Here is a 17409-nt window from a genome sequence, read left to right on the forward strand (position 1 = left end):
TAATTAAATGCCCGACGTTTCATCCGCTTCCTTGCCACCCGGGGCCGGCGCCCCGGCCCGGCTGCTTTCGATCGACGCGCTACGCGGCCTCGTGATCCTGTTCATGCTGCTGGACCACGTGCGCGAGACCTTCTACCTGCACCACCAGGTGCCCGACCCGATGCTCGTGGCGCAGACGCCGCCGGCGCTGTTCTTCGGCCGCCTGCTGGCGCACCTGTGCGCGCCGGTGTTCGTGTTCCTGACCGGGCTGTCGGCCTTTCTCTACGGCGCGAAGCAGGCGGACGGCCGCGCGGCGGCGTCCTCGTTCCTGTGGAAGCGGGGCCTGTTCCTCGTGCTGCTGGAGGTCACGGTCGTCAACTTTGCGTGGACCTTCCAGTTCCCGCCGGCCACCGTGTTCCTGCAGGTGATCTGGGTGATCGGGCTGTCGATGCTGGCGTTGTCGGCACTGGTGTGGCTGCCGCGCCGGGCGCTGGTCGTGTTGGGTGTGGTGCTGGTGGCGGGGCACAACCTGCTCGACGGCGTGCACTTTCCCGTCGGCCATGTGCTGCACGTGCCTTGGGCGGTGCTGCACGACCGGGGCTGGATCGAGGTGTCCGAGGCCCTGAGGCTGCGCACGTCGTACCCGCTGCTGCCGTGGATCGGCGTGATCGCGCTGGGCTACGTCGCCGGGCCGTGGTTCCTGCCCGGCGCCGATGCACCGCAGCGCCAGCGGCGGCTGCTCGCGTGGGCTGTGGGCCTGCTCGTTGGCTTCGTGGCGCTGCGCGCACTCAATGCCTACGGCGACAAGCCCTGGGCAGCAGGCGACAGCGCGCTGACGACCGTGATGGCCTTCCTCAACGTCACGAAGTACCCGCCGTCCTTGCTGTTCATCGCGCTGACGCTCGGCGCGGGGCTGTGGCTGCTGCGCCTGTTCGAGCGCCGGCAGGGCGCGGCCTGGCTCGCACCACTGGCCGTGTTCGGCGCGGCGCCCATGTTCTTCTATGTGCTGCACCTGTACGTGCTCAAGTTCCTCTACCTGGGGGCCGAGGCGGTATGGGGCCCCAACCAGGGCCGCCTGTTCGGCTTCGACGCCGTCTGGATGGTGTGGCTGGTCACCGGGGTGCTGGCCTTTGCGCTGTATCCGGCGGTGCGCGCCTTCGCCGCCCTGAAGGCGCGGCGCCGCGACATCGCGTGGCTCAAGTACCTGTGAGCGGCTGGCGATGAGGCGGTTCTGCGGCGCGGCTCTCGCCATGCTGGGCACGTCCGCCCTCGCGGCCGAAGGCGGCGGCTTCGTCGAGGACACGCGCTGGCACGTGCTCCAGCGCAGCGTGTACGAGCACCGGAGCTACCTGTACGGCGACCGCAGCAACGGCGGGCGCAACGCCACGCTGCCGAAGGCGCGGCGCAGCGACTACGCGCAGGAGTGGGGCTACGGCGTCATGGGCACCCTCGCGTCGGGCTTCACCCCGGGCTGGATCGGCTTCGGCGTGGACGCGCATGCCTCGCTCGCGCGCAGCCTCGACGGCGACGATCTGCGCGTCGGCAAGATCCGCATGCTGCCGGTGGACGGCGCGGGCTACGCGCAGGACGGCATCGCGCGCGGCGGCGTGGCGCTGAAGGCGCGCATCTCCGCCACCGTGCTGACGGTGGGTGAGCAACGCGTCAAGACGCCGATCTTCAGCGCGTCCGATTCCCGCCTGCTGCCCGAGACCATGCGCGGCTGGCTGCTGACGAGCCGCGAGTTCGACACGCTCACGCTGCAGGCCGGCCGCTTCACCGGGTCGACCGACCGCCATGCGCGCGGCACGAACCACCCGTTGATCGTCAATTACCTCGACCCGAAGTCACCGCGTGGCGACGTGTTCGACTTTGCCGGCGGCACCTGGAAGGGCAGCGCTTCGCTGTCGCTCACGGCCTATGTCGCACGCCTGAAGGACACCTGGCGCACGGGCTACCTGGGCGCCCACTACACGGTGCCGCTCCCGGAGAAGCGTGCGCTGTCCTTCGACCTGCAGGTGTACCGCAGCAAGGACATGGGCCGCGCGCTGGCCGGCCCGGTGGACAACACCACCGCGAGCCTCATGACCAGCTACGCCCACGGCCCCCACCGCCTGGGCCTGGGCTGGCAGAAGGTCGCGGGCGACACGCCGTTCGACTACGTGACGCGCGGCGCCGTCTGGCTCGGCAATGCAGCGCAGCTGTCCGACTTCAACGCGCCGCATGAGCGGTCGTGGCAGCTGCGGTACGAAGTGGATGCCGCGCGTTGGGGCGCACCCGGGTTGAGCCTGGGCGCGGCCTACATCCGCGGCAGTGGCATCGACGGCAGCCGGGTGCCGCCGAGCGGAGGCTACGCATGGCTGGGCTACGGGCAGGGCGGCCGGCACTGGGAGCGCGACCTCTGGCTGCGCTACACGGTCCAGCAAGGCAGCGCCAAGGGCCTGGCCCTTCTGCTGCGCTACGGCGAGCACCGCAACAACAAGGCGCAGGCCGAACTCAACACGCGCCAGATCCGCGTCGCGCTGGAGTACCCGATCGGCAACGACTGAGCGGGCGGCGCTGTCAGGGGGCCGTGACGGGCAGCTTCTTCACGAAGGTCGCGGCGGGGTCGAGCGGCTGGCCGTCGCGCGTGCGCAGGTCGATCGGCGCTACCGGCTCACCGTTTTCGCGCTCCAGCAACACCGAATGCGGCTCGCCGGGCGCGAACAGGTTCGCCTCGCCCCAGTGCCGCAGGCCGACCACCACGGGGAACAGGCCGCGGCCCTTGGCCGTCAGCGCGTACTCCTGGTAGAGCGAGCCGTCCGAGGCGGGCACGAGGTCGAACACGCCTTCCTGCACCAGCCACTTCAGCCGGTCGGCCAGGATGTTCTTGGCCACGCCCAGGCTCTGCTGGAACTCGCCGAAGCGCCGCATGCCGTCGAAGGCGTCGCGCACGATCAGCAGCGACCACTGGTCGCCGACGATCTCGAGCGCGCGCGCCATCGGGCAGGCGTCGAACCTCAGACTTTTTCTCCTGGCCATCGTGTGTTTCCTGTGCGTCCCTGGGATGGCGGGATTAGACCGTAGCGCTGGATTGGTTGCAAATTAAAACCAATGCGAATAGCATCCACATGGTTTTAATTTGAAACCTGAAATGGCCATGACCCTCCCGACCCCAGCTCCCCACGACATCCCTTCCGGCGGCGACGCCGTGCCCGGCCTGCGCGCCAGCCCTGTGCGCGTGGCCGTCGTGCAGTTCGACCCGCAGGTCGGCGTCGAGAACCTCGCGCGCAACGCCGCTGCCGTGCGCCAACAGCTCGAGGCTGCGGTGGCCGGCGGTGCGCAGCTCATCGTGCTGCCCGAGCTGGCGACCACCGGCTACTGCTTCAACGGCCGCGAAGAAGCCTTCGCCCATGCCGAGCCCGTGCCGCACGGCCCCACGGTGCAAGGCTGGGTCGCGTTCGCGGCGCAGCACGGCGTGTACCTCGTCGGCTGCCTGGCCGAGCAGGACGGCATGCAGCTGTTCGACACGGCCGTGCTCGTCGGCCCCGAGGGCTACATCGGCCGCTACCGCAAGACCCACCTGTGGAACAACGAGAAGCTGTGGTTCACGCCCGGCAACGAGGGCTACCCGGTGTTCGAGACGAAGATCGGCCGCATCGGCCTGCTCGTGTGCTGGGACATCTGGTTTCCCGAGGCGCCGCGCATCGTGGCGCAGCAGGGCGCCGACATCATTTGCGTGCCCACGGGCTGGGTCTGGACGCCGCCGCCGCTGTACGACGCCAGCGGCGTGTGCATGGCGGCCTACCTGACGATGACGGCCGCGCACGCCAACAACGTCTTCATCGCCACCGCCGACCGCGTGGGCCGCGAGCGCGGCACGGGCTTCATGGGCAACTCGCTGATCGCGGGCACGAACGGCTGGCCGATGGGGCGCATCGCCGGGCCCGAGGAAGAGACCATCCTCTATGCCGACGTCGACCTGGGCGCCGCGCGCTCCGCGCCGATCTGGACGCCGCTCAACGACCTGCACCGCGACCGGCGAACCGATCTGTACGACGCGATGCTGGGCTATCGGGGCGGTGTGGCCCTACCGCGCTGACTCGCGCTGAGCCGCGCAAAACGCACGATCATCCACGGCCCGAGCAGCGCCCCGAGCCCGACCGAGCTCCACGCCGCCACCCACGCGTACGTGCTGCCGAAGCCGAACCGCGCCTGCCCCCAGTCGAGCGCCAGCCCGAACACCCAAGGGCTGAGCGCGCCCGCGCCGAAGCCCATCACCGAGCGCACCGAGAAGGCCACGCCGAGCCGGTGCGGCGCCACCACGTCGGCCAGCGCGGTCGAGTAGACCGACGAATCGGCGATGGCCAGCAGGTTGTACAGCGCCGCCATCGCGGCCAGCGCCCACAGCGGCCAGGTCCACATCCAGCCGAAGCTGAACGACAGGGCCAGGCTCGCGAGGGTGGCGATCATCATCACGCGCGCGCGGCCCAGCCGGTCGGAGGCCGCGCCGCCCACCACGCTGCCGAACACGCTCACGAGGTGCGCGAACGCCGCCAGCGCGATGCCCGCGGCCGGCCACGCGCTCGCGCCGCCACGGGACGAGGCCATGAGGTAGGCGGGCAGCCAGGCCCACAGCGCCATGAGTTCCCAGCAGTGGAAGGCGTAGGCCCAGTTGCCGGCCATCGCGGGCCGGTCGCGCACGGTCGCGCTCAGCGCCTGCAGCACGCCTTCGCGCGGCGCACCGGCGACCCGTGGCGCAGGCGGCGCCATGCGCCGCAGCGCGAGCTGGGCCAGCAGCACGCCCATCACCGTGCAGCCCGCCGCCACCAGCAGCCCGGTGCGCCAGTGCGCCACCACGCTGAACCCTGCCACCACCGCGAGCGACAACGCATAGCCCATCGACGCCGCGCCGAGGAAGAGCCCCATGGCACGCCCGCGCACCGCCGGCCCGGCGTTGAGCGACAGCAGCTGCAGCCCCGGCGTGTACGAGGCGCCCGCGCACAGCCCCGCCAGGCCGTACAGCAGCAGGGCCGAGCGGTGGTCGTGTGCGAAGAGGGCGAAGGCCAGCGATGCGGCCGCGCCGATCACGCCACCGACCGCGAAGATGCGGTGCGGGCCGAAGCGGTCGGCCAGCAGGCCCACCGCGAACAGCGAGCTCATGTAGCCCACGTGCCAGGCGCTCTGGATCGAGCCGGCCTGCGCGGCCGTCATCTGCCAGTCGTCGCGCATGAACGGCAGCACGCCCGAGTAGGCCGTGACGATCATCCCCTGCAGCAGCCGGCTCGCGCACAGCAGTGCGAGCCATCCGCGCTGCGGCGCTGGGGTGTGTTCAGCGCAGTGCACGCTGCATCAGCACGGTGTCGACCCACCGGCCGAACTTGAAACCGACGTGGCGCAGCACGCCGACCGCCTCGAAGCCCAGGCGCGCATGCAGCCGCTGCGAGCCTGCGTTGCCGCTGTGGCCGATGCACGCGACCATCTGCGTGAAGCCGGCCTCGGTGCAGCGGTGGATCACCGCCTGCAGCAGCGCCGTGCCAATGCCGTGGCCATGCATGTCGGGCGCGACGTAGATCGAGTCTTCCACCGTGTGCCGGTAGGCCGAGCGCGCGCGGTAGGGGGCGGCGTAGGCGTAGCCGGCCACCTCGCCATCTTTCAACGCCACGAGGTAGGGCAGGCCGCGCTCCTGCACGTCGATGCGGCGCGCCTGCATCTGCGCCGCGCTGGGCACTTCTTCTTCGAACGAGCACAGGTCGTGCAGCACGTAGTGGCTGTAGATGGCCTGCACGCGGGCCATGTGGTGGGGCTCGGCATCGGCGATGTCGAGCGTGGCGAGAGCGAGGGTGGGAGAGGGCATGGGTCGATCTTGACGAGGCAGAAGCTATAAGTGAAGCTGGGTCCACCTATGCAGCGCATAAGAAATACTTTGGAAAAAAACCTCAACCTCGACCAGCTCGCCACCTTCGCCCTGGTGATCGACACCGGCAGCTTCTCCGCCGCGGCCGACCGGCTCGGCCTGTCGCAGCCGGCCGTGAGCCTGCAGGTGCGCCAGCTCGAACGCCGGCTCGCCGTGCGGCTCATCGAGCGCGTCGGCAAGCGCGCGCGGGCCACGCCGGCTGGTGCGGAACTGCTGCGCCATGTGCCGCAGATCGAAGCGGCGGTCGAGAACGCCGTCGACGCGGTGGCCGACCACGCGCGCGGCGTCACGGGCCGCGTGCGGCTGGGCACGGGTGCCACGGCCTGCCTGTATTTCTTGCCGGCAGTGCTGCGCCAGTTGCGCGAGGAATTCCCGGCGCTCAGCGTGGTGGTGAGCACGGGCAACACCGACGAGCACGTGCGCAAGGTGGAAGACAACAGCATCGACCTCGCGCTGGTCACGCTGCCCGCGGCCGGGCGTTCGCTGAGCGTGATCCCGGTGTGCGACGACGAGTTCGTCGCCATCGGCCGCGCCGACCTCGCGCCGCTCAAGGCCCGCGTCACGCCGGCCGACCTGGCGCCGCTGCCGCTGGTGCTGTTCGAGCCCGCGGCCAACACGCGCAAGCTGGTCGACCGCTGGTTTGCCGCCGAGGGCCTGCAGCCGCAGCCCGTGATGGAGCTGGGCAGCGTCGAGGCGATGAAGGAGATGGTGGCCGCGGGGCTGGGCTACGGCCTGGTGCCCGGCATGTCGATGGCGGGGCGCGGTGCCCATCCGGCGCTGAAGGCCAGCCGCCTGGCCCCGCGCATGCACCGCACGCTGGCGGTGGTGATCCGTCGCGACAAGCCGCTCAACAAGGCGCTGCGCACGGTGCTCGAAGCGATCGTGGCGGCCGGCAAGAAGCCCGGCCGCCGTTGAAGGTATTTACTCCGGAATGGCCGCCAGCGGCGCCGCGCCGCCGCGTGCGCGGCCCAGCGTGCCGACGATGAGCGCGGCGATCAGCACCAGCACGCCGCTGAGCACCATCGTGGGCGAGATGCCGCGGCTGTCGACCATCAGGCCGCCGATCAGCGCGCCCGAGGCGATCGCCACCTGGAAGCCCGTCACCAGCAGGGCCTGGCCGGCTTCCTGCGCGTCGGGCACGGCTTCCATCATCCAGCCGGTGAGCGCCACCGGGATCAGGCCGAAGGCCACACCCCAGATCACCACCACCACCGCGCCGGCCACCATGCCGGTGCCGATCAGCGTCGACAGCAGCAGCGCCGTGGCGAGCATCAGCGCCGCCAGCAGGGTGGTGCCGCGCACGCTGCGCGCCACCAGGCTGCCGCCCAGGAAGGTGCCGATGAAGCCCACCGCGCCGTAGACCAGCAGCAGCGTCGAGACCGCGTTGGCCTGCAGGCCGAACACCTGCTGCAGCAGCGGCTTCAGGTAGGTGTAGGCCGCGAAGTGACCGGCGATGAAGAACAGCACCGCGAGCAGGCCGACCTGCGCCATGCGGCGCGTGAGCGGCGTGAGCAGGTCGCGCACACCGATGGCACGTTGCGGCGGAATCGCGGGCAGCAGCCACAGCTGCACCAGCAGCACCGCCGCGGCCAGCGCGCCGGTCACGGCGAACGAAGCGCGCCAGCCGAACATCGTGCCCAGCCACGAGCCCGCGGGCACGCCGAGCACCGTGGCGGCCGACACGCCGGCCAGCACCAGCGACATGGCGCGCGCCTTCGAGGCGTCGGGCACCAGCTGCGTGGCGGCAGCCGGTGCGAAGGTCCAGAAGCCGCCCACGGCCAGGCCGAGCATCAGGCGCGCGACCAGCATGGTCGTGAAGTTGGGCGCGAACGCAGCCAGCAGGTTCGAGGCGATCAGGAGCAGCGTGAGCGCGATCAGCACCGTGCGCCGGTCGAGCCGGCCCGAGGCGACGATCAGCGCCGGCCCGGCGAAGGCGGCGAGCACGCCGGGCATGGTGATCATCAGGCCGGCCGTGCCGTCCGACACGTTCAGGCCGCGCGCGATGTCGGTGAGCAGGCCGATGGGCATGAACTCGGTCGACACCATCGCGAAGGTGCCAACGGCAATGGAGCCGACCGCGAGCCACGCGGAGCGGGTGGGGGCGGCCACGGCGTCGCGCGCGGGCGCGGCCAGATCGTCGATGCAGGGGGTGCTGCCGGAAGAATTCATCATGGAGATGCAGTCCTTGAACGCATCGGCGATGAAGACGCCAATGCCGGTGAGGGGGCATTGGAGTGTGCGAGCCGGCCGCCTTGCGACCAAGGGGCGGTGGAGCAGTAGACAGTTTCCCTGCGGCGAACAATCGACCCCTTTGCTGTCTGCAGCCGCCCGGGGATGCGGCAATGGCGCCTTTCGCCATCACCGTCTTTTTGAGTTGCCGGGATTAAGTGTGGGCAGGGCGCAACTGCAGCGCCTGTCCGTCGGCCACGAACGATTCATCGACCAGCACGCGGAAGGCCGTGCCCTGCACGAACTTCGGCTGCGCAACGGCCGGCGAGAGAAATTCGATGTCGAGCGCGACCGGCGTGCCGCGCGCGAGCGAGGTGCCCTGCGGCACGCGCCAGCGCGCCGAGAAGCCTTCGGTGTCGAGCACCAGCGCGCCCCGGTATTCGCCGGGGCCCAGCGGCACGTCCCGCGCCGGCACCGAGGGACGGCGGAAGGTGAGTTCCACGGCCAGGTGCGGCGTGAACTCGGGCAGCGCGTCGAAGCCTGCGGGCGGCGCCTGCTTCGGCGTGCGGCGCGGCAGCTTGCCGATGAGCCACCCGATCACGTTGCCGATGATCGGCACCCACAGCACCATCAGCAGCGTGGCGATGTCGCGCGTGGTGGTGCCGGGCGCCGCGTAGTGCCGCACGATGCCGCCGCCCACGGCCACGCACAGGAGGATCAGGACGATGACGCGTCGGCGGAACTGGATTTTGGTCATGAATGCGCGGGGTGAAAGCGGGTCCGGACCATAACCTACGCCGTCATCTGCCCTTTGCCTGCCGCTTGAGCGACCCCCAGCACCGCATCCGCCGGCAGCGCCTGCCAGTCGATCCATTCGCCCACCGCCACATGGTGCGTGGGTGCAGCGGCGCCTTCGACGGTGCCCCACTGCAGCGTGAGCCGGCGCTGGCCGAGTCGCAGCGCGACTTCGAAGCCCGGCCAGTGCGCAGGCACATGCGGCGTCATCGACAACTGCCTGCCCTTCACGTTCAGGCCCAGCAAGGTCTCGATGGCCGCGCGATGCAGCCATGCGGCCGAGCCGGTGTACCAGCTCCAGCCGCCCCGGCCCACATAGGGCGCGGCGCCGTAGACGTCGCCCGCCATCACATAGGGCTCCAGCTCGTAGACCGGACCGCGCGCGGGGTGCTGTGAACGGTGGGCCGGACTCAGGCCTTCGAAGCTTTGCCACGCCGCGTCATGGTCGCCCTGCAGCGCCTGCGCCATCAGCGCCCACACGGCGCCGTGCGAGTACTGGCCGCCGTTCTCGCGCACGCCCGGCGGGTAGGCCTGGATGTAGCCCGGGTTGGGGGTCGACTGGGAAAAAGGCGGCGCCAGCAGCCGCAGCAGGCCGGCCGGTTCGTCGTGCAGGTGCTTGCCGATGGCGGCCATGGCCGGGCCGGTGTGGGCCGCGTCCGAGGCGCCCGAGAGCACCGACCAGGCCTGTGCGATCAGGTCGATGCGGCATTCGCCGTTGATCGACGAGCCCAGCGGCGCGCCGTTGTCGAAGAAGGCGCGGCGGAACCAGGCGCCGTCCCAGCCGGCGTCGTGCAGCGCGGCGATCCAGCCCGTGCGCGCTTCGGTCCAGCGCGCGGCGCGTTCGTGTTCGCCGCGCGCTTGCGCGAGCGGCGCGAAGCGCTCGACCACGCTGCACAGGAACCACGCGAGCCACACCGATTCGCCACGGCCCTCGTGGCCGACGCGGTTCATGCCGTCGTTCCAGTCGCCGGTGCCCATCAGCGGCAGGCCGTGCACGCCGGTCTTCAGGCTGCGGTCGATGGCGCGCGCGCCATGGTCGAACACGGTGGCCATGCGGCCGCTGTTCTGCGGCGCGTAGTAGGCGTCTTCGGCGCCCTCGGGAATGCCGGGGCCTTCGATGAAGCCGACCATTTCGTCGAGCAGCGAGGCATCGCCCGTCACCTCGACGTAGTGCGCCGACGCATACGGCAGCCACAGCAGGTCGTCCGAAAAATGCGTGCGCACGCCGGCACCGCCGGGCATGTGCCACCAGTGCTGCACGTCGCCTTCGGGGAACTGGCGCGCCGCGTTCACGAGGATCTGCGCGCGCAGGCGCGGCGGATCGGTGAGCGCGAAGGCCATCGCGTCCTGCAGCTGGTCGCGAAAGCCGAAGGCGCCGCCGGCCTGGTAGAAGCCGGCCTTCGACCAGAGCCGGCAGGCCAGCGTCTGGTACACGAGCCAGCGGTTGACCAGCGCATCGAACAGCGGGTCGGGCGTGCGCACCTGCAGGCGGCCCAGCAGGTCGTCCCAGAAGCCGCGCACCTGCGCCAGCGCCTCGGGCACGTCGCGCTGTCGCCAGCGACGCGCAAGCTCGAGCGCCGCGTCGGCATTGCCCGCGTGGCCCAGCACGAAGCTGAAGCTTGCGGTTTCGCCCGCCGCCACGACGAACTCACCGCTGAGGGCCGCGCAGGCGTCGAGCCCGCTGCCGGCGCGCCGCGCCAGCGTGTCGGGCACTTCGACGATGCCGCGGCCGGCGAAGAATTCGCTGCGGTCGCAGGTCCATTGCGTGGCCCCGGTCGTCGCGCCCTGCAGGCCTGCGAGCAGCAGGAAGGCCGCGCTGCCGCCGAAGCCCGCGCTCGATTCGCGTTGCTGGCCGAACACGGCCGGCTGGTCTTCGGGCTTCCAGCAATGCACGGTGCGCCGTTCGCCGCGCGCAGCGCCCAGTTGCCACTCGACCATCGCGAGCGCGCGCAGGCGGCGCTGGCCGGCGCCTTCATTGCGCACGCGCACATGCACCAGCTTGACGGCCTCGTCGCGGTCCGCGAAGAAGGTGGTTTCGAATGCGAGGTCGCCTTGGCGGCATTCGAAGACGGTGTAGCCCTGGCCGTGCCGTACGCGGTGGCGGGTGGTGCCATCGCTGCCACCGGCGGGCGTGAGCGGGAGCATCTCTCGCGTTGCCACGTCCTGCAGCAGGTAGTGCTCGAAGGCCGGGTCCTGCACCGGATCGTTCGACCAGGGCGTGACCTGGTGCATGCGGCTGTTGCCGGCCCAGGTGTAGCCGGTGCCCCACTCGGACACCTGGAAGCCGAAGGTGGCGTTGGCGATCACGTTGATCCACGGGCGCGGCGTGCGGCGGTCGGGGCCGACCTCGAAGCGGAACTCGCCGCTCTCGGCGTCGAAGTCGCCGGTGGGTGCGGTGACACTCGACGAGGTCGCCTGCCGGCTCAACAGCGGCGTGCGGTGCTGCACCGGCGCGCTGCTGTCGTCGGCGATGGTCGGACTGCGTGCCTCATGCAACGCCGCCACTTGCACTTCGAGCGCGCGGCCGTCGGCCGTGAACACCACGCGCGCCAGGCTGGAGAGCGCGGCCTTTTCGGAAGGCACCACGTCCTGGTCGCGCAGCAGGTAGAAGCCGGCGGTGTCGTTGCGCGGAAAGCTGTTCTGCGTCTGCTGTGCGACGCGCGTGCGCAGCATCTCGATCTCGCGCTGCAGCGGCATGAGGTACGAGTTGGGTTCGCTGTTGAGCACCACCAGGTCGCAGGCCACGCCGCCGAAGCCCCACCACGGCTGCGCGCGCAGCAGCGTGTTGATCAGGCCCATGCCGTTCATCGAGTGGATGTAGACGAGCACGATGGGCTTGTCGCCCGAGATGCCGAAGCGCCAGATCTGGCGCAGGTCGATCAGCCCGCGGTCGCTCATCACGCGCGGCGTGGTGTAAGTGAGGATGGTCGTCAGGTCCTGCAGCGCCAGGTTCTGCGCGGGCGCGATGCTCAGGTCGCGCAGCCGCACCTGCGCCAGCGTGGCGGCCATGCGGGTGGCGCGCTCCACGTGCATGGGCTGCAGGTAGCGGTCGATGCAGGGCATCAGCGCCTCGATGCTTTCGTCGGCGGCGGTGGCGAAGCTCAGGCGCGCGGTGGTGCCCGGCGCGATCGACAGGCGCACGCGCAGGCAGGCGATGGGGTCCAGGCCGTTCATCGGCTTGCCCTGGGTTGTGAGCGGTTGCGGGTCGAGCGCGGGGTCGGCCAGCGTGCGGTTGCGGCCGATGAAGGCGCGCCGGTCGGTCATGCAGTCGATCGACAGCACGTTGGCATCGACCGAGGCCACGAAGTGCACCGCGGCCACCACCGCATCGCCATGCAGGCGCGGCTTGCGCGACAGCAGCAGCGCGCGCCATGCCGGTTCCCAGCGCGATTCGACGAACAGGTTGGCAAAGGCCGGGTGCGCCTCGTCGGCCTTGGGGTTCGACAGCACCGGCTCGAAGTACGAGATGAGTTCGAGCGTGCGCGTTTCGTCGCCCGAGTTGTGCAGCGTGATGTTACGCAGCTCGGTGTCGTCCTCGGGGCTGATGAGCACCGTGGTGCGCACCTGCAGGCCGGGGCTGGTCGCATCGAACTGCACCTGGTCGGCCAGGAAGCGGGTGCGGTAGTGCCAGTCGGCGCCGGGCGCGGGCAGGGCGGTGAGCGAAGTGAGTTCGGCTTGTCCCTCGTCGCGCACATAGAAGAAAGTGCCGTAGCTGTCGCGCAGCGGATCGTCGCGCCAGCGCGTCACGTTGAACGAACGCCAGCGGCTCACGCCCGCGCCGTTGGCCCGCAGCGCCACCGTGTAGCGGCCGTTCGACAGCAGGTGCGTGGGCTGGAAGCCCGGCCCTGTCGGATCGACCACGCGCGGCTGGAACAGCGGCGCCAGCTCGGCCTGGCTGGGCTCGGGCGGTGTGCGCGGGTCGGCGCTGCCGATGATCTGGCGCGGCGTGCGCTCGTGCAGCAGCGACTCGTGCGCCTGCACCAGCGCGGCGCTGCCGAACCAGCGGCGCGGCGCGTCGTCGCGCAGCACGTTGCACAGCGCCACCAGCGACATGCCCTGGTGGTGCGCCATGAAGTTGCGCACCACGGTGAAGTCCTGGCCCTCGGCCTGGCGCGAGGTGGTGAAGTCGATCGCGTCGTGAAAGCCGAACTCGCCGCGCGCACCGAGCGATTCGAGCAGTTCGAGATTGATGACGGCCGCTTCGGGCGCGAACGGCGCGGCCATCAGGCTGGCGTAAGGCGCCACCACGCGGTCGGTCGGCGGCGTGCGCCGCAGCGCCAGGCGCGGCACGCCGAAGGGCGAGTACTGGTACGCCAGCGAATGGTCTTGCGCGAAGTAGGCCGACTCGGACACGCCCCACGGCATGTTCTGTGCGCGGCCGAAGGCCTGCTGCTCGGCGATGGCCGCGGCATTGGCCACCTGCAGCAGGCCGTCGGTGGGTTCGGTCATCACGAGCGCGGGCATGAGGTACTCGAACATCGAGCCCGACCACGACTTCAGGCTGGGTTGGAAGCCCACCAGAAGGAACGGCCGGCCCAGCGCCATCCAGTGGCGGCGCGGCACGTCACCCTTGGCAATCGCCAGGAAGCTCAACAGGCGCGACTCGGAGGCCAGCAGGTCGTAGTAGCTCGCGTCGAGCACGTTCTCTTCGACGCGCAGGCCGATGTGGAACAGGTGGCGCTTGGCGTCGTAGAGGCCGCTGAAGTCCATGCCGTCGTGCAGCGCGTCGCAGCGTCGGGCCAGTGCTTCCAGTGCGGGTGCTTCGTGGGGCTGGCAGCTTGCGTCCGCCGCGAAGGCGCGGCAGGCCTTCGCCACGGCCACGAGGTGGCCCGCGAAGTTGCCGCTGTCCACGCTGGACACATAGTCCGGCGGCAGCGGCTTGAGCGTCTGCGTGTCGTACCAGTTGAACAGGTGGCCGTTGTGCTTCTGCATGCGATCGACGGTGTCGAGCGTGGCCGTGAGGCGCGCCAGCAGGGCTTGTGTGTCGATCCAGCCGAACTCGCGCGCGCAACAGGTGGCCAGCAGGTACATGCCGATGTTGGTCGGCGAGGTGCGGTGCGCGAGGGTCGGCTGCGGCTCGAGCTGCAGGTTGTCGGGCGGCAGGTGGTGGTCGTCCGGGCCGACCACGTGCTCGAAGAAGCGCCAGGTGTCGTGCGCCAGCGTCTCGAGGTAGCTGCGTTGCGCGGGCGCGAGCGGGTCTTCGGCTTGCGCATCGACACGGCTGCCCCACCAGGCCGCAATGGGTGCCAGCGACCACAGCACGAAGAGCAGGGGGCCGAGCACCGGCCAGGCGCTCCAGTTGGCGAGCACGGCCAGCACCAGGCACACCGCGCTGCTCAGGGCCGCGCTGCGCACGAAGGGCTTCAGGCGCTGGCTCGATTGCGCCTGCGCCTGGTCGGCCGTCGTCCACTGCAGCAGGTGCCTGCGGCTCACGACCAGCCGCCAGGTGGCGAGGAAGGCCGCGTCGAGCAGCAGGCGCGTCTGCGCCGCCAGCTGCACGAACTGCCAGGCCGCACCGGCCAGGGCGCGCAGCAGCTCGACCGCGCCCGCGTCGAAGAAGTGGCGCAACTCGATGGCGCGGCGTGTCGGCACCAGGCCGGCCAGCGCGCCCAGCAGCGGGCCCAGCGTGAGCGCCGCGCCGACGGCGGCCAGCGCCCAGCCCAGCGGCATGGCCTGCGTGAAGATCACCAGCACCAGCAGCGCGAAAGACGCCGGCACCACCAGGGACCGGCGCAGGTTGTCGCTCATCTTCCACAGGCCCAGCGCGTCGATGCCGAAGCGGCGCGCGCGCCACATCAGCGGCAGCAGCTGCCAGTCGCCGCGCACCCAGCGGTGCACGCGCGAGGCGGCCACGCCGGCATGGTGCGGATGGTCTTCGACCAGCACCACGTCGCTGACCATCGCGCAGCGCGCGACGCTGCCTTCGAGCAGGTCGTGGCTCAGCACGGCGCTGTCGGGCAGGCGGTCGTTCAGCGTGGCGTGCACCGCGCGCACGTTGAGCAAGCCCTTGCCGGTGAAGGAGCCGCTGCCGAACACGTCCTGGTAGATGTCGGACGCGCCGCTGCCGTAGGGGTCGAGCCCGCACTGTCCGGCGAACACCCAGTGGAAGAAGGAGCGCTCGCTGCGCATCGGGAACGGCGTGACGATGCGCGGCTGCAGGATGCCGAAGCCCGCGACCACGCGCCGGCTCGGCATGTCGATCTCGGGCGCGTTCAGCGGATGCGCGGCAATCGACACGAGGTCGCGCAGCGCGCCGGGCGGCAGGCCGGTGTCGCTGTCGAGCGTCAGCACATAGGGCGTGCGGCCGGGCGCGAGCTGCTGGCCCGGTGCGAGCGGCAGAAAGCCGCTGGCGTCGCCGCTGGCCAGCAGGCGCATCAGCATTTCGAGCTTGCCGCGCTTGCGTTCCCAGCCCATCCAGCGCTGCTCGGTCTCGCTCCAGCTGCGCGGGCGGTGCAGCAGCAGGAAGCGCGGCGCGGCGCCTTCCGCCGGCGGGTACTTGGCGTTGAGCGCGGCGATGCGTTGCTGAGCGTCATCGAGCAAGGGCGCGTCGTCGGGCATCGCCGCTTGCGAAGCGTCGGCCCAGTCGGTCAGCAGCGCGAACTGCGCGTGGGGCTCGCGGTTGGCGAGCCAGTGCAGTTCGAGCCGGTGCGCGAGCCTGGCGTTGTTCGCGGTCGAACCCAGCATCGTGGGCATGACGACGAGCGCGCGGTGCCGCTCGGGAATGCCGTTCGCAAAATCGAGGCGTGGCAGGGCCTGCACCCGCACCGACTCCGCCATGATGCGTTGCGCCAGCGCAATCAGCGCTTCGGACAGCGGCCAGGCGAGCAGCAGCAACGCCGCGACGGCGGTCCAGTCGCCGCGATGCGGCAGACCGTGCAGCACGGCGGCCAGCAGCAGCGCGGTGCCGAGGGCGACGGACCCCACGTAGACGGGCAGGCGCCAGCCGCGATAGCTGCGTGCGGGCCGCGCGCTCGCAGTGCGTGCAGCTTGGCCCGGCGCTGCGTTCGCCTGCAGCGATGCGATCAGCGCGGGCCGGCCCTGGCCGAAGAGGTAATAGCCCGCAGTGCCGTCGGCACGGTCGGTCTCGGCACCGGCTTCGTCGGCCGGCGCGCCCGATGCCAGCGTGACCACGGCCTGCGCCACTTCGCGCTCGGGCCGTTCGGTGCTGCGCGCCACCTGCTCCATCGCATGCGTGATCTGCTGGCGCGTGAGTTCGCTCTCGTTCGCAAAGCTCGGCAGTTCGCGCAGCACGCGCAGCGAGCGGCTCACCGGCTCGATGAGGTCGCTCCACTCGACCTGGCCGATCATGCGCAAGGTCGTGATGATGTTGCCGACCGTGAGGTTGGCGGCGGCCTGCGCGTTCTGCGCGTCGCCGATCAACGCCGGGCCGTTGGGGCAGTGCTGTTCGGTCCAGCGCACCAGCGCGGGCATGTCGTCGCCGTGCTCGACGGGCAGGCGCTGCCACAGCTGCGTGAGGTAGCTGTCCTGCAGGCCGTGGCTTTGCAGTGCGCGGTAGAGCACGTCGAGGTCTTGCACCGAGAGGTGCGGTGCCGCGTCCCAGGCCGCATGCGCGATCTCGCGCGCGACCTTGTTCTCGGCAATGCGCTCGGCCACGCGGCGCAGGTTTTCGAGCAGCACCACGCGCAGGGTGGTGGGCAGCGCCCACAGCTCGCCGAGCATGAGCTCGTCGATGTCCTGGTAGGCGTTGAGGAAGGCCGTGAACAGCGTCTTGTTGAGCACGCTGTCGGTGTGCGCCACATAGGCCCACGCAATGCCGTACACGCGCGGCAGCCCTGCCAGCGGCGGCGTGACGAGCTTGGGCAGGCGCGCGTAGTAGCTGCGCGGCACGCCGTCATGGATCTGCTGGAGCTGCGCCTCGACGAGGTGGAAGTTGTCGAGCAGCCATTCGGCTGCCGGCGATACATAGCGCCCGCTCAGCGAGATCAGCGCGATGTAGTCGAAGGCGGCGCGCAGCGACTCGAGGTTCTCGTCGACCCGCGGAAAGAAGGGCGCGCCTTCGCGCGCGCGGTGGTGCTCGTCTTCCACCACCTGGGCACGGGCCAGGCTGTGGCCGTGCTGTTCGAAACGTTGGGCACCGAAGAGTTCGGCGCGAATCGGGAGGGCTACCGGGTCGTGCGGACCGAGCAGAAGGGTCCGGGCGTAGTGACTGAGCCCTTGGAGGCGGTCGACGACGGCAGCGGCGCTCAAGTGACCGCGAACAGGCCGATGCCCAGAACCACGGCCACGCAGGCCATCGTGACAATGCGACCCGCAGCGAGCGCGCGCACACGTTGCATGTGGCTTCGCAGCGAGAACCATCGCCCGTGGGCACGTGCACAGTGGTGCATGTGGGAAGCCAGGGCTTCGAAATCGCTGCCGACGAAATCGATCTGAGAATGGGAAAGGGACTGCGGGACGGACATTGCAACGGGCTCCTGTGAAACGACTTCGAGCTGCCGCGCGATTGCGAGAACTGTGAACGTGTCCCGACCGTACCCTTTTAAATGACCTTACAGGTACCTCATTGCCGACAGCGCACGTAGGAAAGGGCGCACAAGGCGCCCTTTGTCCAT

General features: G+C 70.5%; 11 protein-coding genes. 4 read left to right on the top strand and 7 right to left on the bottom strand.

Annotation, left to right across the window (positions count from 1 at the left end):
- Positions 1-7: 7 nt before the first annotated feature.
- Together AC07XP_RS07820 and AC07XP_RS07825 are read left to right on the top strand one after the other, a co-directional pair.
- A complete protein-coding gene (locus tag AC07XP_RS07820) occupies positions 8-1189 on the top strand; it encodes an acetyltransferase domain-containing protein (RefSeq protein ID WP_495264293.1) in 1182 nt (393 codons plus the stop codon).
- 40 nt (positions 1190-1229) lie between these two features.
- Positions 1230-2525, top strand: coding sequence for an OprD family outer membrane porin (locus AC07XP_RS07825; RefSeq protein ID WP_495264294.1), 1296 nt, complete (start codon positions 1230-1232; stop codon positions 2523-2525).
- A 13-nt stretch (positions 2526-2538) separates the two neighbouring features.
- Here the strand turns inward: AC07XP_RS07825 and AC07XP_RS07830 are convergent, their stop codons facing one another.
- Positions 2539-2997 carry a winged helix-turn-helix transcriptional regulator gene (locus tag AC07XP_RS07830; RefSeq protein ID WP_095746483.1) on the bottom strand — a complete coding sequence of 153 codons (459 nt, stop codon included), beginning with the start codon at positions 2995-2997 and terminating at the stop codon, positions 2539-2541.
- Positions 2998-3115: 118 nt separating this feature from the next.
- Here AC07XP_RS07830 and AC07XP_RS07835 point away from each other — a divergent pair, with 118 nt between their 5' ends.
- A complete protein-coding gene (locus AC07XP_RS07835) occupies positions 3116-4057 on the top strand; it encodes a nitrilase family protein (RefSeq protein WP_495264295.1) in 942 nt (313 codons plus the stop codon).
- On the opposite strand, the gene AC07XP_RS07840 is transcribed toward AC07XP_RS07835, so the two are convergent.
- Both AC07XP_RS07840 and AC07XP_RS07845 read right to left on the bottom strand, forming a co-directional pair.
- Positions 4027-5301: an MFS transporter gene (locus tag AC07XP_RS07840; protein ID WP_495264296.1), complete on the bottom strand. Its 1275-nt coding sequence runs from the start codon at positions 5299-5301 to the stop codon at positions 4027-4029. The genes AC07XP_RS07835 and AC07XP_RS07840 overlap by 31 nt on opposite strands.
- Positions 5288-5812: a GNAT family N-acetyltransferase gene (locus AC07XP_RS07845; RefSeq protein WP_495264297.1), complete on the bottom strand. Its 525-nt coding sequence runs from the start codon at positions 5810-5812 to the stop codon at positions 5288-5290. The genes AC07XP_RS07840 and AC07XP_RS07845 overlap by 14 nt, the downstream gene beginning before the upstream one ends.
- 48 nt (positions 5813-5860) lie before the next feature.
- Between AC07XP_RS07845 and AC07XP_RS07850 the strand changes: the two genes are divergently transcribed.
- A complete protein-coding gene (locus tag AC07XP_RS07850) occupies positions 5861-6787 on the top strand; it encodes a LysR family transcriptional regulator (protein ID WP_495264298.1) in 927 nt (308 codons plus the stop codon).
- Positions 6788-6793: 6 nt separating this feature from the next.
- On the opposite strand, the gene AC07XP_RS07855 is transcribed toward AC07XP_RS07850, so the two are convergent.
- From AC07XP_RS07855 to AC07XP_RS07870, 4 genes are all read right to left on the bottom strand, one after another.
- Positions 6794-8044: an MFS transporter gene (locus AC07XP_RS07855; protein ID WP_495264299.1), complete on the bottom strand. Its 1251-nt coding sequence runs from the start codon at positions 8042-8044 to the stop codon at positions 6794-6796.
- 211 nt (positions 8045-8255) lie between these two features.
- The gene (locus tag AC07XP_RS07860) at positions 8256-8798 is read right to left on the bottom strand and encodes a hypothetical protein (protein ID WP_495264300.1); all 543 of its coding nucleotides are present in this window, start codon (positions 8796-8798) and stop codon (positions 8256-8258) included.
- 35 nt (positions 8799-8833) lie between these two features.
- Positions 8834-17044, bottom strand: a complete 8211-nt coding sequence (locus AC07XP_RS07865; protein WP_495264301.1) for a glycoside hydrolase family 94 protein — start codon at positions 17042-17044, stop codon at positions 8834-8836.
- On the bottom strand, positions 17041-17259 hold the full coding sequence (locus AC07XP_RS07870; RefSeq protein ID WP_062474298.1) for a hypothetical protein: 219 nt from the start codon (positions 17257-17259) through the stop codon (positions 17041-17043). The genes AC07XP_RS07865 and AC07XP_RS07870 overlap by 4 nt, the downstream gene beginning before the upstream one ends.
- Positions 17260-17409 lie beyond the last annotated feature (150 nt).

This window comes from Variovorax sp. GW531-E2, from assembly GCF_059423125.1.

What these genes read in the sequence shown, in the direction of transcription:
- AC07XP_RS07850 (WP_495264298.1), top strand. Translation starts at nt 5,861, where the DNA reads ATGCAGCGCATAAGAAATACTTTGGAAAAAAACCTCAACCTCGACCAG.
- AC07XP_RS07830 (WP_095746483.1), bottom strand. Translation starts at nt 2,997, where the DNA reads ATGGCCAGGAGAAAAAGTCTGAGGTTCGACGCCTGCCCGATGGCGCGC.
- AC07XP_RS07825 (WP_495264294.1), top strand. Translation starts at nt 1,230, where the DNA reads ATGCTGGGCACGTCCGCCCTCGCGGCCGAAGGCGGCGGCTTCGTCGAG.
- AC07XP_RS07845 (WP_495264297.1), bottom strand. Translation starts at nt 5,812, where the DNA reads ATGCCCTCTCCCACCCTCGCTCTCGCCACGCTCGACATCGCCGATGCC.
- AC07XP_RS07860 (WP_495264300.1), bottom strand. Translation starts at nt 8,798, where the DNA reads ATGACCAAAATCCAGTTCCGCCGACGCGTCATCGTCCTGATCCTCCTG.
- AC07XP_RS07870 (WP_062474298.1), bottom strand. Translation starts at nt 17,259, where the DNA reads ATGTCCGTCCCGCAGTCCCTTTCCCATTCTCAGATCGATTTCGTCGGC.
- AC07XP_RS07855 (WP_495264299.1), bottom strand. Translation starts at nt 8,044, where the DNA reads ATGATGAATTCTTCCGGCAGCACCCCCTGCATCGACGATCTGGCCGCG.
- AC07XP_RS07835 (WP_495264295.1), top strand. Translation starts at nt 3,116, where the DNA reads ATGACCCTCCCGACCCCAGCTCCCCACGACATCCCTTCCGGCGGCGAC.
- AC07XP_RS07820 (WP_495264293.1), top strand. Translation starts at nt 8, where the DNA reads ATGCCCGACGTTTCATCCGCTTCCTTGCCACCCGGGGCCGGCGCCCCG.